This window comes from Schwartzia succinivorans DSM 10502 (assembly GCF_900129225.1).
GTDB classification, from domain to species: domain Bacteria; phylum Bacillota; class Negativicutes; order Selenomonadales; family Selenomonadaceae; genus Schwartzia; species Schwartzia succinivorans.
This window is the reverse complement of the sequence record NZ_FQUG01000003.1, coordinates 71,229-92,898: the sequence shown is the minus strand read 5'-3', so window position 1 is coordinate 92,898 and position 21,670 is coordinate 71,229. Positions and strand designations below refer to the sequence as shown.

Annotated in this window: 19 protein-coding genes and 1 pseudogene; 6 read left to right on the top strand and 14 right to left on the bottom strand. The window is 45.6% G+C overall.

Going from position 1 to position 21,670, the window contains the following annotated elements; all coding sequences use genetic code 11:
- Positions 1 to 105: 105 nt before the first annotated feature.
- A complete protein-coding gene (locus BUA83_RS03295; RefSeq protein WP_072934780.1) occupies positions 106 to 300 on the top strand; it encodes a helix-turn-helix domain-containing protein in 195 nt (64 codons plus the stop codon).
- Between the two features lie 70 nt (positions 301 to 370).
- On the top strand, positions 371 to 556 hold the full coding sequence (locus tag BUA83_RS03290) for a helix-turn-helix domain-containing protein (RefSeq protein WP_072934779.1): 186 nt from the start codon (positions 371 to 373) through the stop codon (positions 554 to 556).
- A 145-nt stretch (positions 557 to 701) separates the two neighbouring features.
- Here the strand turns inward: BUA83_RS03290 and BUA83_RS03285 are convergent, their stop codons facing one another.
- Positions 702 to 1,034 carry a hypothetical protein gene (locus BUA83_RS03285; RefSeq protein WP_072934778.1) on the bottom strand — a complete coding sequence of 111 codons (333 nt, stop codon included), beginning with the start codon at positions 1,032 to 1,034 and terminating at the stop codon, positions 702 to 704.
- Positions 1,035 to 1,981: 947 nt separating this feature from the next.
- Between BUA83_RS03285 and BUA83_RS03280 the strand changes: the two genes are divergently transcribed.
- Positions 1,982 to 2,287: a helix-turn-helix domain-containing protein gene (locus BUA83_RS03280; protein WP_072934777.1), complete on the top strand. Its 306-nt coding sequence runs from the start codon at positions 1,982 to 1,984 to the stop codon at positions 2,285 to 2,287.
- A gap of 254 nt (positions 2,288 to 2,541) precedes the next feature.
- Here BUA83_RS03280 and BUA83_RS03275 read toward each other — a convergent pair whose 3' ends face one another.
- The 6 genes and pseudogenes from BUA83_RS03275 to BUA83_RS03250 form a co-directional block, all read right to left on the bottom strand.
- Complete coding sequence (locus BUA83_RS03275; protein WP_094756438.1) at positions 2,542 to 3,141, bottom strand: GIY-YIG nuclease family protein; 600 nt, start codon at positions 3,139 to 3,141, stop codon at positions 2,542 to 2,544.
- 60 nt (positions 3,142 to 3,201) lie between these two features.
- Positions 3,202 to 3,921 (bottom strand): AAA family ATPase, encoded by a 720-nt coding sequence (locus BUA83_RS03270; protein WP_072934776.1) that lies wholly within the window; start codon positions 3,919 to 3,921, stop codon positions 3,202 to 3,204.
- Between the two features lie 191 nt (positions 3,922 to 4,112).
- Positions 4,113 to 4,538 (bottom strand): annotated as a pseudogene (locus tag BUA83_RS12800) (transposase); the annotation flags it as partial.
- A gap of 114 nt (positions 4,539 to 4,652) precedes the next feature.
- A complete protein-coding gene (locus BUA83_RS03260; RefSeq protein WP_072934775.1) occupies positions 4,653 to 6,428 on the bottom strand; it encodes an MATE family efflux transporter in 1,776 nt (591 codons plus the stop codon).
- 80 nt (positions 6,429 to 6,508) lie between these two features.
- The gene (locus BUA83_RS03255; RefSeq protein WP_072934774.1) at positions 6,509 to 8,113 is read right to left on the bottom strand and encodes a condensation domain-containing protein; all 1,605 of its coding nucleotides are present in this window, start codon (positions 8,111 to 8,113) and stop codon (positions 6,509 to 6,511) included.
- Between the two features lie 76 nt (positions 8,114 to 8,189).
- Positions 8,190 to 10,457, bottom strand: a complete 2,268-nt coding sequence (locus tag BUA83_RS03250; protein WP_144340492.1) for a SpoIIE family protein phosphatase — start codon at positions 10,455 to 10,457, stop codon at positions 8,190 to 8,192.
- A gap of 268 nt (positions 10,458 to 10,725) precedes the next feature.
- Between BUA83_RS03250 and BUA83_RS03245 the strand changes: the two genes are divergently transcribed.
- The 3 genes from BUA83_RS03245 to BUA83_RS03235 all read left to right on the top strand — a co-directional run bounded on the left by BUA83_RS03245 (position 10,726) and on the right by BUA83_RS03235 (position 13,847).
- Positions 10,726 to 11,238 carry a nitroreductase family protein gene (locus BUA83_RS03245; RefSeq protein WP_072934772.1) on the top strand — a complete coding sequence of 171 codons (513 nt, stop codon included), beginning with the start codon at positions 10,726 to 10,728 and terminating at the stop codon, positions 11,236 to 11,238.
- A gap of 92 nt (positions 11,239 to 11,330) precedes the next feature.
- Positions 11,331 to 11,576: a hypothetical protein gene (locus tag BUA83_RS12715; protein WP_072934771.1), complete on the top strand. Its 246-nt coding sequence runs from the start codon at positions 11,331 to 11,333 to the stop codon at positions 11,574 to 11,576.
- Between the two features lie 300 nt (positions 11,577 to 11,876).
- On the top strand, positions 11,877 to 13,847 hold the full coding sequence (locus BUA83_RS03235) for a methyl-accepting chemotaxis protein (RefSeq protein WP_072934770.1): 1,971 nt from the start codon (positions 11,877 to 11,879) through the stop codon (positions 13,845 to 13,847).
- Positions 13,848 to 13,932: 85 nt separating this feature from the next.
- Here BUA83_RS03235 and BUA83_RS03230 read toward each other — a convergent pair whose 3' ends face one another.
- The 7 genes from BUA83_RS03230 to BUA83_RS03200 all read right to left on the bottom strand — a co-directional run bounded on the left by BUA83_RS03230 (position 13,933) and on the right by BUA83_RS03200 (position 21,659).
- Positions 13,933 to 14,904 (bottom strand): metallophosphoesterase family protein, encoded by a 972-nt coding sequence (locus BUA83_RS03230; RefSeq protein ID WP_072934769.1) that lies wholly within the window; start codon positions 14,902 to 14,904, stop codon positions 13,933 to 13,935.
- A 27-nt stretch (positions 14,905 to 14,931) separates the two neighbouring features.
- Positions 14,932 to 16,050, bottom strand: a complete 1,119-nt coding sequence (locus BUA83_RS03225; protein ID WP_072934768.1) for an HAD family hydrolase — start codon at positions 16,048 to 16,050, stop codon at positions 14,932 to 14,934.
- 39 nt (positions 16,051 to 16,089) lie between these two features.
- Positions 16,090 to 16,449 carry an arsenate reductase family protein gene (locus tag BUA83_RS03220; RefSeq protein WP_072934767.1) on the bottom strand — a complete coding sequence of 120 codons (360 nt, stop codon included), beginning with the start codon at positions 16,447 to 16,449 and terminating at the stop codon, positions 16,090 to 16,092.
- Between the two features lie 164 nt (positions 16,450 to 16,613).
- On the bottom strand, positions 16,614 to 17,396 hold the full coding sequence (locus BUA83_RS03215; protein ID WP_072934766.1) for a ZIP family metal transporter: 783 nt from the start codon (positions 17,394 to 17,396) through the stop codon (positions 16,614 to 16,616).
- A 139-nt stretch (positions 17,397 to 17,535) separates the two neighbouring features.
- Positions 17,536 to 18,783 carry a C4-dicarboxylate transporter DcuC gene (dcuC, locus tag BUA83_RS03210; RefSeq protein WP_234988229.1) on the bottom strand — a complete coding sequence of 416 codons (1,248 nt, stop codon included), beginning with the start codon at positions 18,781 to 18,783 and terminating at the stop codon, positions 17,536 to 17,538.
- Positions 18,784 to 19,376: 593 nt separating this feature from the next.
- A complete protein-coding gene (locus BUA83_RS03205) occupies positions 19,377 to 19,847 on the bottom strand; it encodes a hypothetical protein (RefSeq protein WP_072934765.1) in 471 nt (156 codons plus the stop codon).
- A 3-nt stretch (positions 19,848 to 19,850) separates the two neighbouring features.
- Positions 19,851 to 21,659: a dynamin family protein gene (locus tag BUA83_RS03200; protein ID WP_072934764.1), complete on the bottom strand. Its 1,809-nt coding sequence runs from the start codon at positions 21,657 to 21,659 to the stop codon at positions 19,851 to 19,853.
- Positions 21,660 to 21,670: the final 11 nt, after the last annotated feature.

The following is a 21,670-nucleotide window of genomic DNA, read 5'->3' as shown; positions in this document are numbered from 1 at the left end:
ATGCTTATTTTTTTCGACTCTTACACACGCAACCAAGCGAAATCAAAAGGAATCTCAAAATAGCTAACATAATAATAAATACGAAAAAGAAAGGAGTGAAAAGCTATGTTAATCAATAAAAGCACGTTCTATGTTTCTGAAGCTGCCACATTATTATCTTGCAGCTCACAGATGATATATGGCCTCATCCGTACAGGAAAACTAAAAGCCTACAAAGAAGAAGGGCATAATGCTTGGAAAATACCTGATTTTGCTATTGAAGACTATATGCGCACCAACTTGAAGAAATATGCTCATTGAAGCACTGTATTGTTTTTTTATATTTAAATAACATTACCGTAATATAAGTACCTTGAAAGGAGTAAAAAGTATGGAAAATCTAAGCACATCTCTAATAACGGTAGAGGAGGCCTGCGAAGAGCTGATGGCCGGACGTAATACTATATATTCTTTACTGTCATCAGGAAAGCTAAAAGGGTTTAAAATAGGCAGAGTATGGAAAATCCCTCGTGAAAGTTTAAAGCAGTACATTTTATCTCAGTCAAAAATGATATAAATCTGGACAGCTAAAAAAATCCCCTTGGCCATAAGACCAAGGGGATAACCTTAGGTTTCTTTTATAATCTTTGTCCCTTATCGAACAGCTCCACCATTTTTCTTGTATCAATAACGACAAATCATATCGCTTCTTGATTCTTTCGTCATTTTGAAAATCTCTCCTTGTCACCTTCCAAGATCTTCTGTATAAACTCTTCCTTTTCTTCCCCCGAAAATACCGGCATAACTTCCACCGCTGCGCGGACCTCTTCTTCTGTCATGGCTAATTGCAAGGCTATAGTTCCATTAAACAGTCGGTTCTCTTCGGCGATTTTCTCGGCTTCTTCCATCGTTATATCTAACTGAAGCCCCTTCCCTATCTCGAATATCCTTTGAGGATTCATTGAGTCATGCTGTTCAAGAATCTTCGTCGGATCTGTTGTGGTATATAGCTTTGCGGATAGTCTGTCCTTTTCCTCCTTAGATAGCTTTGCCATACTCAAAATGACCCTCCTTCCTCTTCGCCTTTAGTAAACTCCGCAATCTCTGCAGCCAACTCCTCCATCAAAGGCTTACTTTCGTTGTTTTACTTAGACATAATATGATCTGCTGGCTGATTCCTTCTTTATGATTATTATATAACTTAGCATGGACATAATACGTCTAAGTATAAAGTTTTATTCCCAATCCATTAAAATATAACCGCTCGCTCTCTTCGTTGGGGTAAATCCCTAAATACGTTGAAAGCGGGCGGTATCTTTACGTTTATTACTCATTGCTGAAGCTCTTCTCAAGATTGATGTTTTGAAAAGTTGTAAAAAAGTTGTAAACTACCGATACCATCGAACAAAAAACCCCGTCAAATCAAGGAATTGAGTCAATAAGTTAGTCTGCTGCCGTGGCAAATGAATATGATTTTTTCCATTTTCCCACTCCCCCTTGAATCCTTGATATATCGAGCATTCCAGCAATTTAATTATTTTATTGACTCGGCAAAAAATTGCATAAATAAGTTGTAAAAAGTTGTAAAAATGTTATAACACCTTTGTTCCAACCCCACTTACAGAAGTTGGTGACATCTTTGGGCCGAGTTATAAAAAATATGCCGCCTGCACAATATGGACATCTGGACATGCTACTGTTATGTTTCTGATCTGACGGTCAATAGACTGCTCTTTTCTGCTGATTCGGGCATAACCGTAAATTTTCACCATGTGGAACCTTCTTGTTGAAAACTACCATTAAATCGTAGTATAATGACATCAGAATAAAACTAATCCCTCAGGAGAAGTCGTTTCATGCTTATAAAACGCAAATTTATACTTGGAACAGGTTTTGAGAAGGAATGGGCAAATTTAAAGCTCAAGGATGACGACTTACGTCGTCTACAGCGTGACCTTTTGTCCAATCCCAAAACTGGGCCAGTAATGCGAGGAGTGATACCATGAGTAAGGAATTTGATATTTTGTCCGCAGCCTTGGATGAAGCAATTGCTGATGCCAAATCCGGAAACAAAATCTTAAAATCAGAAACCATCTCCATAGAGATAGAACCGCTTGTTGACTATAGTGCAGACACAATAAAAGAAATTAGAAAAAGTACAGGCCTGACACAATCTCTGTTCGCAAAATGGCTTGGTGTATCCACCAGAACAGTTGAAGCATGGGAAACCGGTCGCAACAAGCCTTCTGGCCCAAGCAGCAGACTACTTAGCCTGCTTCAAAAAAACAAGTTATCCATAGCATACTGATTTCTGCAGATGGGATGATGAATCCCATCTTTTTTATTGCTGTATATCTCAAAATTAACGTTCGTTAAAAAATGAGTATTTCAAATTCATACAGTAAGCTTACAAACGAATAAATACAATCAGTGCAATAGTCTTCTGTCTTTACAATATTGTTGCAGATAATGAAAATCAACGGCTACTTATCCGTCACAAATGAACGGTAATATGATAGTCGCTGCCCCTGATTTCGGTATACGAAAATTGCTCTATAATTATCAATAATCATTCCACTGAGTTTCCTCAGCAATCTTGGTTATCAATTTTCCGTTATAAGTAAAAAAAGCAGAACCCTGTATTGCTTTTGAATGCTTTAACAGAGCAGCCACAGCTGACAAAGATGTCTCCTCTTCATTCCATTGGACTTTACGGTCACTGATAACTGTTACCTTAACAGTTGGATCTTCCGTGAAAACAAGTTCTGCCCCGACAGGAATACCACATTTTGCAAAATTCACAGCTGGCTTCTTTACAGTCTGTTTCTTTGTCTCATCAACCTTAATCTTCTTCAACTTGTCCATTGTACCACTGATAGTTGCTATATTCTCTAACAATTCGTATGCCTCTTGTGGAGTCATCACAAAGAACTCTTTATTGGAAACAACACGCAAATCAGGATTAAGCTTGTCAATCATTTTATGAAGCTTCAAATCTTCCAGATTCCCTGAGGTTTCATATGTAGCATAAACCTCGTAATCATATGGAAGACCTGTCGAAGAAAGCTGCTTCCGTCGCTTCTCCACATCCGCTGCATATCCAATCTTGACCATATCCCTTAATGCAGGATTTGTCATGATATAAATGAATCCCTTTTCCACATTACACACCTGCCTTAATCAGCACCGTTCTTATTACAATTATAAAATTCTCCATATCAGTTATTCATCCAACAAATCACGCAACAACCGTTCACGATGATTAATAAACAGTGATGTCACAGCATAGCTGTCTGTCTGCTCATAAGAGCACCGATGGGGTTTATTGTCATCAAAAACCAAAATCTCAGCACCAGGCAATCCAAGCAAAATCGGAGAATGACTAACAACTACGAACTGAGCCCCTCTTTGAGCGCAGAGATATATTTTCCGTAGATATGCAAGCTGTCGCTGTGGCGAAAGTGCTGCCTCAGGTTCATCGAGAAAATAGAGACCATTGGGACGAAAATTATCTTCCGCCAGGGCAAAAAAACTTTCCCCATGCGATTTTTCATGGTAACATCGTGGTACCCCACCAAGCCTACTATATTCTTCCTCTTTCGTCGCTACGTTATAAAAGCTCTCTGCACGAAAGAAATAGCCCCATTTTTCTCTCCGTAAACCACGCGTTAAGTGGATTGCATCACAGAGTTCAGAATGAGAATCATAAGTTGAAAAAAAATAATTTTTTGTTCCACCTTCGGGGTTAAACCCAGCTGCTATAGCAATTGCCTCAAGCATTGTGGATTTTCCACTTCCATTTTCCCCTACGAAAAATGTTACAGGACTATTGAATGAAAGACTTTTAATCTTGCTAATCGCGAGAATATCATGAAGATAGCTGTTCTCGTCAATCTTCTTCCAGTCAATAGTTGCTTTTTGAAGAAATAAATCCTTATTCATTTCTATTTCTCTCCAATAGTTTCACCGCTTTTATCCCGCTTGTTAGAAACCTCTTCATGCGAATTCCAAAGTCATAAACTCTCGCTTCTGTTGTGAGGTGTCCCTCTGTACGAATTATAATGCCAATATAAAAAAGTACAACATTAGGTTGTCAAATTTTATAGGGGGGTGCGGACATTTTCTTGGACAGTTTATACGACTAATCCAAGACTTTGTCTATACTCTACGGGACTCATATTTCCAAGTGACACTTTAATCCTCTTCTCGTTATACCAAACAAGATATTCATTGAGGACATCTATGAATTCCGGTATGCTTACACCTTTCCAATCCCTGTTGTAGAACATTTCATTCTTCAGCCTGCCAAACAGGCCCTCACATGCTGAATTATCAGGGGAATATCCCTTTTTCGACATTGAACAGGTAAGTTTTCGGGTTTCCATACGTTCAATCCATCCTGGTCAACGATAATGGCAGCCACGGTCTGAATGAACTAAGGGATGTTTTTCTTTCGACAGGGTTGCTATGGCTTTATACAACATGCTGTTTACAAGTGCGGCATTGGGGGCTGTGCCAATAGTCCATGCGGGGAGCATTCCATCAAAGCAATCAACAATCCAAGTACAGCTTTTTCTGTTTTGTTCAAACCGACATTTTCAACTCTGTCCTCAATCTTTTTTGCAACTTTAATTGCTATATCAAGCATTAAAAAGCTTTATTTTTTAACCCGCTCATATCACCATCATTGTCGTATTGAAGCCTTGGTAGTTTCTGAAGAAAAAGCTATGAACGCGGCTTCGGACAAAGTACATGCCGAGTGCCTCCACGTCCAAATCCTCCGTCCGCTCCGGCACGACAGAAATCGGCCCTACGGGAATCAGGAATGGGTCAAAATTTTTCGCGTCGTCCCGAAGGTGAATCTCAAATTCGGGACTTTGCATTCCGGTAGTTTCTTTGGCAATCAGCGTAAGCTGCAGCAGGACGTTCGTATTGGCGCGGCGTGTGGCGCGTTCGTTGATGAGGCCCGATATTTCATCCAAAGCCATGCGAAGCAAAAACCGCTTGTGCTTGTCGGCACCCCAGTGGGCTGCGAAAGCGTCAATGGCATCCAGATGCTCGACGACGTTTTTGGCGTTGCCGTAAAAAGCGGAGGCATATACCCGCGCAGGGTCGATGTTCGTCCGTTCGCCATGGCAGCGTTTGTAAACGATAACAGCCAGCAGCGTCAGAAGCTCGGAGAGCGGGTACACCATCCAAAAGGCATCAAGTCCAAAACGGGACAGAACCAGTGCCAAGACAACGCCTATGCCCATCCGCCGCAAAAAAACGACGAGAAATGCGCCCTGCTCATCCTCCTCTGACTGGAAGTAATTTTGCAGCAGGAGACATACGCCCATGAAAATCGCCCCGATACAAAATACCCGCACCGCGTAATAGGCCGCCGCCGCGTCCCTTATGTCCTCAAGCCCGAATAACAGGTCCACGATTTCAGGATAGATAATCGCGGCTATAGTTGCAACGGCGCCCACCGCCAGCGAATAGACGAGGCAGTACCTGAACATACGGTGCAGCTCGCGAAAATTACATTCCGAGAAAAACGTTGAAAAAATGGGCTGTGCCGTCTTTCCGATGAGTTCGTACATGAAGATGAAAAGCTGCGACAGATTTTCTACGATATTAAAAATCGCCGCTCCCTCAGTGCCCGCCAGATTCGTCAGAATATGAAGGGAAACAAGAGCAAATATCGCTCCGAAAATGTATTCAAAGGAGGTTGCAAAGCCAAGCCGCAGCGGCTTAACCGCATCGGCAAAGGAAGCGGTTTCACGCTGAATTCTGAGTTCCCCTTTCCCCAGGAAGAGATAGAGGAAACCGATGAGAAACGCAACCGCGTTTGAAGCGAAGAAGCCGAAGCTGCATCCTGCAACACCCCAATCGAAAAAGAGCAGCAGAATCGCGCTGAGAATAAGGTTGCCGACGCCAGCCGCCGTCTGTAGCGCAACGGAAAACGCATTGGCATTGTCGTTCCGAAGATATGCCGTCACCACGCCCAGCAGAATCTGAAAGGGAATCCCCAGAAGAATGTAGAACACATAGCTTTTCGCCATATCGAACACGACACCCTCATCAGGTGTCGCGCCCAGTATATAAAGCAGGCTGTCCCCCATGAAAAGCCCCGCCGCCATGATGCCAAAGCCGATGACGCAGGAGAGGCGCATGAAAAAGTTAAAGATTGCCAGTGCCTGTTTCTTTTCCCCCTCGTGCATCAGCGTCGAAAAAACCACCGCGCCGCCCATTGATAGGCCAAAAACGAAAAAGGTCGCCAGCAGAAAAAGTGGGGAAATATAAGCAATGGCGGCAATACCGTCCATACCGATAGCGTGACCGATCAGAATGGTATCACCCATTTCAGCCAGTGCCAGCCCAATGCCTGCCAAAGGGGCTGGCAATACTGCCCGAAGGAACATTTTTCGGGTAAAATACGCCGAAAGCGACGAATAATTTTCCATTACACTATCGCTCCGAAAGCCATCAGCAGATGACCAAGAATACAAATCGCGCTGCAAGTTTTATTGTGCATAGGCCATCCTCACGCTTTTAAAAGTTCCGTTACGTTCCGATTCCCATCCGTGAGCGCCCCTATCATTTCGTCCACCGTCCGGGCGAATCGGTGCATGGCATCTACGGAGTAGCGGCTGGCATCATAATTCATCACCAATGAAAACGTCCCGTCGGTACGGGCATTAAGTTCGATGTCCAGCGTATTTTCCGCCGCCGACCATTCGTTTTCAGGCATCTCCTCGTACACGGCTTCCGTGCCTCCGAGACGCGCACTGCCACGCCGTCCCGTGGTGCCCTTTTGGAATATGAATGTAGCACACAGGTCTTCGAGCCCCTCGTTATACACTACATCCAAACTTTTGACATATTTCATTCCTTCCGCAATCCGCGCTTCCAGTCCGCGTAGGAACGCATCGACAGTAAGCCCGTCCTCGAAATCCCAGCGAATAGGAATCTGATTCAGCATAAGTCCCAGCAGGCGACGCTCTGCAGCGTTCATTCGCCCGTTGTGCACCCAGCTCATGATGGACTCGCGAACCCCTGCGGATTTCGCCATCGCAAGCATCGCCGCCGCCATAAAAAAGGTGTTTTCCGTAAAATCTTTTCCCTTGAAAAAGTCTTTGGCAATTGCGGTTTTCAACGGCATTTCAAACTCGTTTTTCTTCCATGCTCCTGCGTTTTCGACATCAGCCGGAGGCAGGTGCTTATTCTCATCAAAGCCGTCAAGCGTTTTTCGCCAGTAAGCGTGCCCTTCCTCCAAATCTTCCGGTGAAATCTTAGACTCTGCGAGGACATATTCCGCGTAGCTCGGCGCCTTTCGTGCAATAGCGTTCTCCATTCCACGCACATAGCGTTTGTCGAGTTCACGCCAAAAAATCAGTGCGACTGCCATGCCATCCACTGTGGCATGATAAAAGTCCGCGTAAATATATTTTCCTGATGGAGTCTCCATCAGGTGCACCCGATAGAGCGGACGGTCAATAATTGAATATGGTTCCTTGAGGTCAAGTTTACGTTTTTCAAAAGCCTCGTCAGAAAGCGTTTCCACATATACCCGTGCCACTTCTCCGTCGAAGCGCTGGCAGACCTCTCCCGTTTCCGGGTGGAACAGCAAACGGCAGCGGAAGATATCATAGGAAGACAGGATATCATTCAGTGCATCTGCCATGCGCTCCATATCGATAGATGCATCAAGCCGCACCAAAGCACCGATGTTCATCATCGTCGAGTTCGCTTTTTGGAAATGGGTATCGACCAGCCAACGCTGAATTGGACGCAATGGATAATATTGCGGGGGCTTCTCTTCGCCCTGCCCGCCATACTCGTCCTTTACAATCCGGAGCAGCCGCCCGAAATTCGTCATCTCGAATATGTCCATCACATCAGGCGTCGGATTTTTGACCGTCAGGCCACCGCCCTGCTTTTTCATTTGATTGTTTGCCGTAATCAATGAACGGAGTCCTGCAGAGGAAAGATACTCAAGCCCTGAAACATCCAGCACGGTCTCTTTGAATCCGGGGATTGAAGCGCGAAATTCCGCGTCGAACGTTGGCCCCGTGAGTTTGTCCAACCGCCCCGTCAAAAACAGCGTAAGCGTCTCCCCATCAATTTTTTTCGTAATACTGATATCCATGAATATACCTCCGTTTTTTGTCCCTTTACAATGTCTTCAATAGTGAAAGTGCTCAAAATATTCAGGTGCTGACCGTTTAAGATGGCTTCGGCCCGTTATTTCCGTGATATACGAGGGCAAGCATAGTAATATCGTCCGACTGTTCGGTGCCTTCTGTGTAGCTTTCAAGTGTCGTTTTGACCGCACTAACCAACCCGGCAGCATCAGACCCTTCCGGCGTGCTGTCAAGCGTCTCCTTCAGCCTGTTTTCCCTGAACATTTCGCAGTTCGTGTCCAGCGCCTCGGTGACGCCGTCGGTATATATGAAAATCGCATCGCCCGGAGCGAGAGTAATCGTTTCCGTCTCAAATGCCTCTCCCGGCATAATGCCAAGCACCAGGTTCCGACTCTTCTTGAAATAGGAAAATTCCGTGCCATGACGAATAAGTGGCGGATTGTGTCCCGCGTTCGCGTATATGAATTCCCCTGTTTTCAGGTCAAGAATACCGCAAAAGGCGGTGACGAACATCCCCTCCTGATTACTGCTGATGAGAGCTTCATTTGTCTTTGCTACGGCTTCCGACAGCTTTTCGGGATTTTTAGCCCCTACAGTGTTGTCCTTCAGCAGAGTTTTCGCAATGACCATGAAAAGCGCCGCAGGAATCCCCTTGTCTGACACATCTGCCACCGTCACCGCCAGATGAGTTTCATCGAGGAAATAGAAATCATAAAAATCGCCGCCGACCTCCTTTGCGGGGTGCATCGTCGCAATGAGATCAAATTCCTTTTGATGCGGAAAGTCTTTCGGCAGCATACCGTCCTGTATATTCCGTGCCAGGTCGAGCTCCGTCTTAATACGTTCTTTTTCTGCGGTGGTGCGCTCCAGGTTTTTCATATACGCCGAGAGCTCTTCCGTCATATTGTTGAAGCTGTTGGCGAGGAGCTCAATCTCATCGCCTGTTTTAACGTCCAGCCTATATTCGAGATTGCCGCCTGCAATCGTCCGCACGCCGTCGGCAAGCTTTCGTATAGGATTCGTAATGCGGCTTGCCAGCGTTTCACTTCCAATCAGGAGAAGCAATGCCGCTATCACGAGGGCAATAAAAGCATTTCGGGTGGTATCTGCGAAGATGCCTTCCAGCGTGGCCTGGAATTCACTCGTATAATCCAATATGTTTTTCCGCGCTTCGACGGCAGGTGCCATTACCTTGTCCGTTTTGACCAGCGTGCCAAAGCTCCAGCCGATGGACGGCATAGGAGCGAATGCCAAATAATACGCTTCTCCGTTCAAGGTGACGGGCACAACAGCCCTTTCACCGGCTGTCATGCGCTTAATCGCCGCTGCAAATGATTCTTCTCCAGCCTCCCGGGCATCGGCGTCTGCCAGTGCCTCAGTCAGTACGGCAGACTCCAAAGAGGAAAACGCCACCTCGCCTCGACGGTCAACAGCAAACACTATATCGGACGTGCCGGTAACAAATTCGGCAATCTGACGATACGCTTCCTCCATAGGAAAAACGATACCCGCAACGCCGGCGAATCCGTCCGCGTCATAATACGGAACCACGCAATTGATATTCAGAAGCCCGTCGATACCGGCATAAGGTGCAGTGTATGTAGCATTGCTCGCGTTTCGTCCGATTTCATACCACGACCGTTCCCGAGGGTCAAAGCCGGAGAGCATATCCTCGCGGGCCTCTCCGTCGGGGAGCACGTTTCCTTTTCCGTCCGCCGTAATGTCAAGATAAATCGAATAGCCTTTTCGCGAAACGACAAAAAAACAGGAACGATAGCCACTGTAGGAACGGCTCATCAGGCTCAGAGTGTCGGCAATATTTCCGGCGGTCTCGATTTCCTCCGCCAAATCACTCTCTATTTGTGCGTTTGAAAGGGTTGGGCTGAAATGGATATAAGGTGTTCCTGATGTTATGCTTGCACTGTCCCGAGTGCTTTGAAGAGTTCTCGGAGGATACCTGTTTGGCGATGTCAAAAGCATGGACATCCGGTCCGCCATATATTCCACATCCTCGCCGATAAGGACGAGCTCACGGTCGATATGGCGCGCTTTGAGGACAGCCGATGCCAGCAAACGTTCCTTTGCATCCTGCCCGGAAATCTGCCCTACGGATTCCGCGACATCGTCCCCCAATGCCGCCCCCTGTTTGGCAAACGCATCCTTCGTATCCGACATAGAATAAAAATAAATCGCGCCCGCCAACAGGAAGGTCAGCAGGGATGCAAACAGTCCCCACAGCAAAACGCGATGTTTTATGTTCAGTTTCAAAAAGTCCACTCCATTTTCATAGACACGCCAAGCAAGTCCTGCCGAAGGCATATCACAGTAGTATTCTACCCTGACTAACAAAAATTACTCTTTGGCAGCACGACTTTACTTATTCGTTGTTTCCTTAATTTTCTAACATTCTATGATATTATAAAGAATTTTTTTGTCAAAATCCATAGAAATCTATTTTTAAGTGTACACCGCTCAATTTTTGACATTTCTAAGACAGTAAAATATTTTACTGGTATAATTGAAAAAAAGAATCACTTTACCATTCATTAAACACAAACGGTAAAATACCCTGATTCTGAGATTTATCGCGTTATTTTTCGGTAAGGAGGTCAATACAATGGATTTTCTTGAACTTGCAAAGGCACGTTATTCGTGCAAGAAATTTTCGGACAAAACTGTAGAAACTGCAAAACTTGAACAGGTTTTGGAAGCGGGCCGTCTCGCTCCTACGGCAAAAAACAATCAGCCGCAGCACATCTATGTCCTTGAAACCAAGGATTCGCTTGAGATTGCAGACAAGATTACGCCCTGCCGCTACAACGCACCTACGGTGCTTGCTATTGCTTATGACACAGGCAATGTTTTCGAGTATCCCGGCGGCAAGTATAACTCAGGGGCAGAGGACGCGGCCATCGTTGCAACGCATATCGTACTGGCTGCAAAGGCCGTGGGGCTTGACACATGCTGGGTAAATTATTTTGACCCGGATAAAGCCCATGAGCTTCTTAAACTTCCTGACAACGAAGCCGTGACAATCTTCATTGATATAGGCTATGCCGACGCTGACGCAAAGCCCCTTCCTCCTCACGACAGCCGCAAGCCTCTGAGTGAAACGGTAACATATCGCTAAAAAAAAATTTTCCTGACACATTTTTGTCACAACTGCCTCATATAATACAATCAACAAAGAAAACATCAACCAAATTGAGGAGGCAGATTACAATGAGAAAGACAATCTTAACCATGATGGCAGCAGTTGTCATCGCAACTACAGGAACAGCTTTTGCGGCAGCCCCGGAGCGTGCTGAAAACGTACCGGCTTTCGAGCAGAATGTCAACGCTGACTATACCTGCGGCGGATACGGGCGTGGACGCGGACGCGGCGGTTACGGCGGAGGCTATGGCTGCGGTGGCTACGGCGGTGGCTACTGCTATGGCGGCGGATACGATTCCGAAAACAATCAGTAATGAAAAAACTTTAACGACCAAAACACCCGGTTACCGAATCATCGGCAACCGGGTGTTTTAATATACAATTCAAATTAATGCGCTCCTCAAGAGAAAATTCGGGTATATAACTGTTTCCAAATAAAACACAGAAATAGATTAAAGCATCACGTCTCCTACTGCTCAAAATGAAGGGTTACGGTCTGGCAGATTTTAATTCATGAAATTGTAAAATTATTTTCTATTTCATGAAGGAAAAATTAAAATTACAGCGAATACATTATATAAATATTTTTAGAGAATCTAAAAGGAGATGGTTATATGGGTATCAGACAAAAGTTTTTTGCGCTGGCAGGTGCTGTCGGACTCCTACTGGCCGTAGTATCTGTAGTGGGCTTCATTACAGCAAAGAACAATCTTGAAGAGAGTATCTCGCAGGAGATTCGTGCTACCATTAAGGCGCAGGGCGAAGAGCTTGAAGGATGGCTCAGCGAAAAAGGGGCATCGGCAACCTATGCAGCAAGTCTCATGACCGGCTTCAAGGGGGACATGGCACGTATCAAATCTATTGATTCGCTGTCTCTTGTTGCGGATGATCCCGATATCCTCGACCTCAACATCGGTGCTGAGGACGGATATTTCGCATCCCTCAAGACAGGCGACGGCACAGGCCGTCTCGACCCGAGAACCCGCCCCTGGTACAACGATGCCAAGAAGGCAGGCAAGACAGTCTTCACCGATCCGTATGTTGACCGCAACACGAACAAGCTCGTTGTATCCGCGGTAGCACCTTTCAAGGTTAATGGCAGCTTTGGAGGAACACTCTGCACTGATTTAGGTCTTGATGTTCTTACCAAACAGGTTGATCAGCTTAAATACCACGGTGAAGGTATCGGTATCGTAGTCGATAAGGCAGGTAAAATCCTCGCCGCTTCCAACGGTCTTGAGCCGATGTCAGAGCTCAAATCAGTCCCCGGTATCGGCGCTCATTACGATGAGATGGCAAAGAATCATGAGGGCTTCTTCACATTTAAGAGTCCTGAAGGCGAAAAGGTCTTTGCTTACATGACGATTCCGTCTACAAACTGGATTTTAGGTCTTTCCGTTCCCTACGATTTTGTTTATGCATCTCTCAACCGTCTGAAAATCACCTACGGTATCCTGAGCATCGCAGGTATCGTGCTTATCACTTTCCTCTGCCTGCAGTTTGCCGGACGCATCACCCGTCCTATCATCGAGCTTGAGGGCAGCGCGAAGGAGATGGCAAAGGGCAATCTCCATATGCCGGATATCCCTGTATCCTCTGCTGATGAGATTGGCTCCTTGACACAGGCCTTTAATGATATGCATAAGAATCTGAAGTCTCTTATATCTCAGATGACTTCGACCTCTGAGCAGCTTGCCTCCTCCGCCGAAGAGCTTACCGCAGGTGCGCAGCAGTCGGCACAGGCCGCCACAAATGTTGCTGAAACAGTTGTTGAGGTCGCAGGCGGCATGGAAAAACAGCTGACAAATATTGATACAGCCAAAGAAAATGTTGATTCCGCATCCGAGGACATCAACAGCATGACAGTACAGGCCCGTGAGGCTGCCGAGAATTCTGCCAGCACCAAGGAAGCCGCAATACGCGGTGAATCCCTTATGCAGGGTGCTATGACACGCATGGAGCAGATTGAAAAGAGTGTTATGAGCTCTGCCGATGTCGTAAAGAAGCTTGGCGAAAATTCACAGCAGATTGGGCAGATTGTAGAGTCTATCTCCGCTATAGCAGATCAGACGAACCTCCTCGCTCTCAACGCCGCTATCGAGGCTGCAAGAGCCGGTGAAGCAGGACGCGGATTCTCTGTAGTAGCAGAGGAGGTCCGTAAGCTTGCAGAACAGTCTCAGGATTCTGCCGAGGAAATCAAGAAGCGTATCTCTGTAATTCAAAAGGATACAGAGGAAGCCGTTGTTTCCATGCAGAGCGGTACAGATGAGGTACAGCAGGGTACTGCCGCTATCCGTGAAGTCGGCGAGCAGTTCTCCAAAATTATGGATATGGTCAATGACATCGAAGAGCAGGTACGCGGTATCAGCACCTCTGTAGATAAAGTATCCACCAACACAACGAATATCGTCTCCGCAGTTGATGATATAGATGATGTAAGCCGCAAGACCTCCGAGCATACGCAGGCTATCTCGGCAGCCGCTGAAGAGCAGTCCGCATCCAGCGAGGAGATTGCTTCCGCATCTCAGGCTTTGGCTACACTGGCAACTGACCTGCAGACAGCTATCGGAAGATTCAAGGTTTAATACAGGTTCAAATCCTAAAAGCAATACCCCCATACATCTTAATCGACGTATAGGGGTATTATTTTTGCTTTTTGCAGGTCAACTTCTAATTCTCATATTCCCTGTCAAATTCCTCCACCCAGATACCGTTTTTGTGGTCGAAGGTCCGCACAGCTATACGGTTATCATACAGATAAAGCGAGTTGGTATACAAATGACGCTTATCTATAGTGGGATTATGAATATTTACCAGATTTTCGTTGAAACGGTTTACGCTGTCATCAGCGTAGCTTTCTTCCGTAGGAGGTGTATGCGTATGTCCTGACACCCAGAGGCTTCCCTTGGGGCAGTCAGCCAGTATTTCCTCCAGCGGCTCATCAGGCTGTGCGGTCCTTGACGGCGTGTTGATTTTACTTTTATACTGCCTTAGTGTCCCCATAAGAGGAGCATGGCAGAAAAAGAGTATCGGGCCGTTCTGATGGGATGCTATTTCATTTTTTATCCACGCAAGCTGCCTGTCCGAAAGCTCTATATTCTGCTCGCTGCAGGCATCAGGTGCCAGATAAAGCAGGCGGTATTTTCCGATGGAGCGGGCGTAGTACACATCCGGCAAATTGTATCTCCGCGTGAATGCCATGAGCTTTTCCCATCGTTCTTCATAAGTTCCGCACCGGCGGAGGTGTCCGTTTTCATCATCCCCGTCAAGGTACGCATAGTCATGATTTCCTGCTACCGCATACCATGGAACCCTTATACCTGCCAAATAGCTGTCCACGCAGGCGAATTCTTCTTCATTTCCGAAGCGTGCCGCGTAATCTCCCAAAAGTGCCGCCTCGTCCACATCTTCCCAGGAATTTATTGTATCAAGCAGCTTTTTCTTTTGCTCCCAGATAAATGCCTGAGCTTCCTCTGTCTTATGCTTTTTCGTCCTGAAGGGAAGATGCAGGTCACTCAAAAGCAAAATATGGTGATAATCACGCTCTGCCGCCAACACAGGTCTGTGCCATTGGAATATTCCACCTGACAGAAGCCATCCGACACCTGCTGTCATCAGCTTCAGGAAATCGCGCCGATTCATAAAATCACCTTCTTTAGAGCATTCGAGTTATTTAACAGCCCTGGTAACATTATTTCCATAAATCGTCTTGAAATCATCCCGCATGGAAACAGGAATCCATCCGTATTTCTCACAGGACTCACGCATCTTGTCTGCCTTTTCCATGCAGCCAAGCTCTCGCTCCAAATCATCACAGAGCAGCGCGAATGCAAGAGATTTATACTTGTTGTTCGATATCGTATAGTTGAACATGCTTGAATCACCGGAAGAATTTCCGAAAGCCAGTACAGGCTGCTTTCCTATCTCACGGACAATATTCACTACCTTGTTCATCTTTACGTTCTTAAGAATAAATTCTCCACGGACTACTTCATCATCATGCTTGTAAAGATAATCCAGTCCGTCAGCACCGTTCTGATTTGATGCTTCATAGAAAATATCAGTACCTATGATATTGTCCTTATCAACGGGCAGTACTCCGTCTGTCAGGACTCTCAGTGCCTGACGGTCTGTTCCCGACACGATAAAGATTTTGAATTTATTCGCATGAAGATAGGATACAACCTCTACCATAGGAAGGTAAAATGCTTCGCCCCGCTTGAGGTTCGTCATTCCCTCTGCCTTGGTCTCCATAAAATTCTTGACGAACTGCTCATATTCAGGCATGGTCATACCCGAAAATACAGACTCCTGGGAAATGGCCTCACGACGGTCCATATCCTTTGGCATATTCCGTGTGCGCTCAGGCTTTGGATTCGGAATACCAACCTCTTCTATTGTCTGTTTTACTTCCTCGGCATATTCCCTGTCTTCAGGGCTCGGAGTAAAGCTCTTGTCATTAAGCGCACGCTCCAGATACATCATCCACTCGAAATAACACGGAGTCGTCTCGCCTACCAGCGTTCCGTCGAGATCAAAAACCGCTATGCGGTCCTCTACAGGTATGAAGTTTTTGCTTCCCGGATTAGTTACATCCTTGACATAGCTTTTGAGCTTCTGAAACGGTACAGATTTTTCGTTCCAGTATTTGAAATCCGAACCCTTCTGATTGACAGTAATCTGCGCAAGCTCTGCTCTTGTTGCAGCCTCCGATACAGGCGCCATCCCTGCGCTGCCAAAGCCAATCATTGCCGCCAAAACCATAGTAGTCAGTTTTTTACAGTTCATTCATATACCTCCTGTCCAAAACATCTCAAAAACCTAAAATCAGGACAACGCATCCTGCCATTCCTGCTCCTTAAAGCCCACAAGCACCTTATCTCCATCAACAAGTATAGGGCGTTTTACAAGCATACCGTCGGTAGCCAGAAGCTTGTACTGCTCCTCCTCGCTCATAGAAGGAAGCTTATCCTTCAGCGAAAGCTCCTTGTACTTGAGACCGCTGGTATTGAAAAACCGTTTCAGAGGAAGAGCGCTCTTTTTGTGCCACTGGCGAAGCTCCTTCTCCGTGGGATTGTCCTCCTTGATATCTCTCACCTTTGCCGCAATACCCTTGTCTGAAAGCCATTTCTCAGCTTTCTTGCAGGTCGTGCACCGTGGATAGCATACAAAAATCCGTTCACTCATAAAATTCCACTTCCCTTCTGCATTCTAATTCTTTATAATTCGATATATTTTTCCTGAATCCTGCTTTTCATAAAGTGAATCTTATTCATCACCTGTCAGCATCATAATAAAATAAGACTGCAACCCGGCGTTGGCTTTAAGCCTCTGCTAAATTGCAGCCTTACTTATCCGAGAGCAACATCCAATATCATCATAATCGTAAATCCGACAGCAAAGGTAATAACCGCGACGTTCGAGTGACTCCCCTCTGACATCTCGGGAATCAGCTCCTCAACCACCACGTACATCATTGCACCTGCGGCAAAGCTTAAAAAATACGGAAGAATCGGGACAACCAAGCCTGCAGCGGCTATAGTAATAATTCCCGCTATAGGCTCTACGATACCTGACAGCACCCCTGCCACAAAGGTTTTCCACTTCGTCATTCCCTCCGCCAGAAGCGGCATTGACACAATTGCCCCCTCAGGAAAGTTCTGCACCGCGATGCCGATGGCAAGTGCCAAAGCGCCCGCACCCGAAATATTTTCTACACCGTATATCCAGCCTGCCAGCACTACACCGACCGCCATTCCCTCAGGTATGTTATGCAGCGTAACTGCCAGAAGCAGCTTTGTTGTTTTCTTCAGTCCTGTTTCCTGCGGGCCCTCCTCCTGCATATCCATGTGCATGTGCGGAGTCACCACATCCAGCACCAACAGAAACAGCATACCAACAAGAAATCCCGCAGCCGCAGGAATAAAGGCAAGCCTCCCCAAACCCTCCGACTGCTCTATCGCAGGAGCAAGAAGACTCCAAAAGCTCGCCGCCACCATAACGCCGGCCGCAAACCCAAGAAAGATTTTCTGCAGTCTCGGGCTTATGGTGTCCTTCAGGAAAAATACCATAGCCGCTCCGGCAGTTGTTCCCAAAAACGGAATCAGCAAAACTTCTATAACGCTGCTGTTCATATATTTGCCTCCTGATATTTGTATAAAGGAGAATATTTATCAATAACATCAGTATATCATCATTATTCATATATTTCGATAAAAATAAAAAGAGAACCTCGATTAACGAAGTTCTCTTCATAAATTTTAACGCATGAGATCACATAAGAAGAACTGCCATACCTACAATCATAGCAAGAATCATCGGAATACCGTTGCGGCGCGTAACCTCCATCGGATTGATTCCTGCGATACCTGCAACAATAATCGTAGCACCTGCAATCGGAGACATTGTACGTCCGAGAGTACCGCCGAGAGTTGCCATGGAGCCCATCTGCAGGATGGAGAGACCGAAATCCTCTGCATGCGGTGTAACAGCCTCGTTGAAGGCAAATGTAGCAGCATCACCGGAGCCTGTAACAAGACCGAGAATGAAAGGTCCGACAGAAGCACAGATTTTGACGATAGCAGGATTGTTAATCATAGCAGCGATGAAAGCCTTGATAAGTCCCATAGCATTCATACCTGCAACGAATACGCCTGCAGCGATAATAATACCGATGATATCGCCGTATGCCTTCCCCATACCTTCGAAAAAGGATTTTGCAAGATTGCCCGGATTCGTACGTGTGATGATACATGTCAGAACCGTACCGATAATCATTGCCTGAGCAACACCCATCTTGAAGAGCGGAACAATTCCCGTAGAACCGAGAATAAGGATTACGATAGGAACAACAGGCATGAGAGCGAAAATCGGATTTACCTTGAAATCCTCTTCCAGCTCAAGGCCCTCAGCTACATGACCCTTGTTTTCATGGAAGAAGTAAGCAATAGCCATAAGAGCAACAGCACCCACAACAAGGGATGCGATATTTGCCCGATAGTGGAACGCGATAACATCCATGACATCCACGCCAGCGATCTGCGCCACAAACGGGTTATGAGCAAGTCCAGGGTTCAGCATTGAGCCGTACGTACCGCACTTAACAGCGGCAGCAGCCATTGCCGGATGAACACCTGCGCCCATGAGAATAGGAATAAAGATAGCACCTGCGGCAGCTGCCGTTCCTGCAGCACTTGGAAGTGCCATATTAACAGCATACGTACCGAAGATAACGCCCGGAATCAACAGCCAGTTGACCTTCAAAAGAATCTTTGCAAGACCGTTGATGAGGTGCTTGTCGCAGCCGGTGAAGCGCATTGCGAGAGCAAAACCCATACTGGAGCAAGCCGACGTAATCATGCCGCTCTTCATGCCCTTTGCGAAGGCATCAAGACCTGACATAGCAACACCGCCGATAATACACATCAAAATACCCGAACAAATAAGAACCATTCTGGCTTCGTAATGCTTTACAAGAAGCACCAGGGTAGCCAGCACAATTATGCACCCTGTAATAAACATGATATAAGACCCCCTCCTGCCCATCCGAACAACCTGAACAGACAAAATAATCTCAACAGGCATATAACATAACTCGCCCGTATCGGTTTTAAGTATAACACGTTAACATACTATTCAGTATATTTTATACATAATAATACTGTATACATGACAACAAACGTTTATAAAAATATAATTCCTTAGTTATAAAAAAAGACACTGAACATATCGTTCAGCGTCTCTTTTTATAGCAAAAGCATCAAGATATGCTCGCTATACAGATTTTAAACATTAATCTTCGCTCAACATATCACATGCGGTGCAATACGACCCGTTCATATTCTCATATTCGAAATAACGACTACATTTCGTACACAGCTCATATTTTGCAGCACAATCCTTACATAAAGGTTCATCCGTTCTAAACACAAAAGGCGTTTCCTTTTGTTTACCACACTTACAACAACGTGCCATAACTTTACCTCCCTTCTAGTTAAAAATTAGTTCATACTGATAAAAGCATTAATTAATCTATCTGTGTCCTAAGACATCACCTCCTATCTTAAGAGTGTTCAATTGCAATAACGCTATAGTCACAATGTCAGCCACTACTTCTATTTCATACCCACAGTAAACGGGTCCATAACGTACTCACTCGAATGCATCAGCGGATCATCATAGTTCAGAATCGTATCAGTGTTTCCGTTCATCGACCAATAATCCTCACCACCAAGAACATTAGGCATAGTCATTCCCTCAATGTGCATATCTCCATCGTATATATCCACCCCGCCATGCACATTAGGAATACTTACATGGTGAAGTCCGTCGCTGCCATACACATCGTGTCCGCCCATAACATTCGGATGAGTATGAACCACCAAATGCCCATCCGATACTATATCTACTCCGCCATCCACATTATGTGTACTTATTGCCGCCCCATGTGAATGCAGCACACCGTCATTATTCATGTGATCTACAACCGTGCCGTCATGAATAATATCTGTTCCGCCTATTCCGTCAGGTACAGACTGATAGATACCATCACCATAGTTCGCATCAAAAATTTCAAACAAGCTCATGATTCATACCTCCTCACAAAGTTTTAGCATATAGCTATGAATTTCATTGGACTGCATTGCCAACTCGTCCATTTCCTTTTGGACATTTTTCCCCGCTTGTTTCTTATCCTCAATCTGCGCCTCAATCTGCTTCTGAATATCTGACAAGATAAATTCATACGCATTCTGCGTATTCTTCTGGATAACAACACACCGCTTGTCAATATAGCTATGAATATGTGCGCGAAGCTCAAGCATTGTTTTCCCAAGCTGGCTTTCCACCTGAGGGACAACGTCTGCCTTTGCAGCCGCAAGTTTTTTCTTCAAAAGACTGTCAAATATCTTTGACCGTCCCCAAATGCTGAGTATAGGTACAAGTATTGGATTCAGCACCGCCATGATAGCAACAGCTCCTGCCGCTGTAATAGCCCCCGCCTGCAGACCCGTATTAGAAATATCATCTGCCTCAATGTTAAGGACAGCACCCATATTCTGTATTCCATTCCCTTTTTCAGCCTCTAAACGGATTTTCTGATTAAAACGGTAACTGAGCCCTCTCGCCAGTTCCCGTTCCATCAACGCTAAAAGTTCATCCACATGAGGCGCATAAACACCTATCCAGCTTTCTATATTTCTCTGAATGTGCTTTGGAACAGCCTTTTCAATGAAATTCTTGAAATCCTGACTCTGGTATCCGTCCACAAGCTCAAAGATATTATCTTTCAGTTTACCGTGAAAATGCTGCAGTGACTTGTCTGCCATAGCGTAAATTTTGGACTTTGCCGAGTTAACGTATTCAGCCACATTATTATCTTCAGATGTCTTTTCCTCAAGCATCTGACGAAGTGCAAATGCAGCATCCTCAAGCTCTGTTATGCTCGCAGATTTCATAGATTTTTCGCTTTGAATCTCTCTATCCAGCGCAGTAAGCAGCCAGTGAAGCCGCTTGCGATATCCCTGCAGCTTTTCCTGCTCCACTTTTCCCTCGAAAAGCATATCGCTTAACTTTGCTTTTATATCCTCAAATCCGGATGCCTTGATAAGCTTTTCATTGCCTGTCTCAATCCCCTGCAAAGCCATCTTGGCTGAAAGCGGATAGACGGTAATATCCCTCAGCTGTGCCTCTGCCGCATTCATCTGAAATGCACTGTGCAGTCGCTTCTTTACAGTATCAAGAAACCCCTCTTCTTCGTCCTCATCCACGGCATCGTACTTGTTTATGATGAAGAGAATATTATTGATCCCCAAGGGGAGAAGCCGTTCATCAATAAACTCTTTCTCCGTTTTCTTCAACGGTGCATTTGCATCTAGAACGAAAAGAACTGCATTGGATTTCGGTACGAATTGATATGTTACCTCAGAACGCTGTTCATTGAGGTCTGACACACCCGGCGTATCAACGAGAACAATCCTGTTCTTCAAAAGCTCACATGGATAGCCGATTTTGATATACCGTACATTCTCTGCATCCGAGCCTTCCTCGCGGGCAGAATACTTCTTGAGAAAATCATAGGAAACTTCACCCGTTCTTGTCGAACCATCACGATTTACCACAACCAGTTTCGGCTTTTCCTCGTACATTATGGCATTTATCGTTGCAGTTTCAGGCAATACATCCATAGGCAGAAGCCTTGTACCCAAAAGCGCATTCACCAGAGTACTTTTCCCACGTTTAAATTCTCCAAGCACTACTATGGTATAAAAATCTCCCTGAATATCATTCTGAAGCTCACACAGCCCCTGCATGATTTTTTCATGATTACGTATGTAGGGCTTCGTAGTAACCTCAGTCAAAATTTGAAGCATCCTGTCTTTTTCCTGTTGCAATTCCATTTGCCGTCCCC

What these genes read in the sequence shown, in the direction of transcription:
- dcuC (WP_234988229.1), bottom strand. Translation starts at nt 18,783, where the DNA reads ATGTTTATTACAGGGTGCATAATTGTGCTGGCTACCCTGGTGCTTCTT.
- BUA83_RS03220 (WP_072934767.1), bottom strand. Translation starts at nt 16,449, where the DNA reads ATGAGTGAACGGATTTTTGTATGCTATCCACGGTGCACGACCTGCAAG.
- BUA83_RS03270 (WP_072934776.1), bottom strand. Translation starts at nt 3,921, where the DNA reads ATGAATAAGGATTTATTTCTTCAAAAAGCAACTATTGACTGGAAGAAG.
- BUA83_RS03205 (WP_072934765.1), bottom strand. Translation starts at nt 19,847, where the DNA reads ATGAGCTTGTTTGAAATTTTTGATGCGAACTATGGTGATGGTATCTAT.
- BUA83_RS03295 (WP_072934780.1), top strand. Translation starts at nt 106, where the DNA reads ATGTTAATCAATAAAAGCACGTTCTATGTTTCTGAAGCTGCCACATTA.
- BUA83_RS03235 (WP_072934770.1), top strand. Translation starts at nt 11,877, where the DNA reads ATGGGTATCAGACAAAAGTTTTTTGCGCTGGCAGGTGCTGTCGGACTC.
- BUA83_RS03280 (WP_072934777.1), top strand. Translation starts at nt 1,982, where the DNA reads ATGAGTAAGGAATTTGATATTTTGTCCGCAGCCTTGGATGAAGCAATT.
- BUA83_RS03285 (WP_072934778.1), bottom strand. Translation starts at nt 1,034, where the DNA reads ATGGCAAAGCTATCTAAGGAGGAAAAGGACAGACTATCCGCAAAGCTA.
- BUA83_RS03245 (WP_072934772.1), top strand. Translation starts at nt 10,726, where the DNA reads ATGGATTTTCTTGAACTTGCAAAGGCACGTTATTCGTGCAAGAAATTT.
- BUA83_RS03290 (WP_072934779.1), top strand. Translation starts at nt 371, where the DNA reads ATGGAAAATCTAAGCACATCTCTAATAACGGTAGAGGAGGCCTGCGAA.
- BUA83_RS03230 (WP_072934769.1), bottom strand. Translation starts at nt 14,904, where the DNA reads ATGAATCGGCGCGATTTCCTGAAGCTGATGACAGCAGGTGTCGGATGG.
- BUA83_RS12715 (WP_072934771.1), top strand. Translation starts at nt 11,331, where the DNA reads ATGAGAAAGACAATCTTAACCATGATGGCAGCAGTTGTCATCGCAACT.
- BUA83_RS03260 (WP_072934775.1), bottom strand. Translation starts at nt 6,428, where the DNA reads ATGGAAAATTATTCGTCGCTTTCGGCGTATTTTACCCGAAAAATGTTC.
- BUA83_RS03225 (WP_072934768.1), bottom strand. Translation starts at nt 16,050, where the DNA reads ATGAACTGTAAAAAACTGACTACTATGGTTTTGGCGGCAATGATTGGC.
- BUA83_RS03215 (WP_072934766.1), bottom strand. Translation starts at nt 17,396, where the DNA reads ATGAACAGCAGCGTTATAGAAGTTTTGCTGATTCCGTTTTTGGGAACA.
- BUA83_RS03255 (WP_072934774.1), bottom strand. Translation starts at nt 8,113, where the DNA reads ATGGATATCAGTATTACGAAAAAAATTGATGGGGAGACGCTTACGCTG.
- BUA83_RS03200 (WP_072934764.1), bottom strand. Translation starts at nt 21,659, where the DNA reads ATGGAATTGCAACAGGAAAAAGACAGGATGCTTCAAATTTTGACTGAG.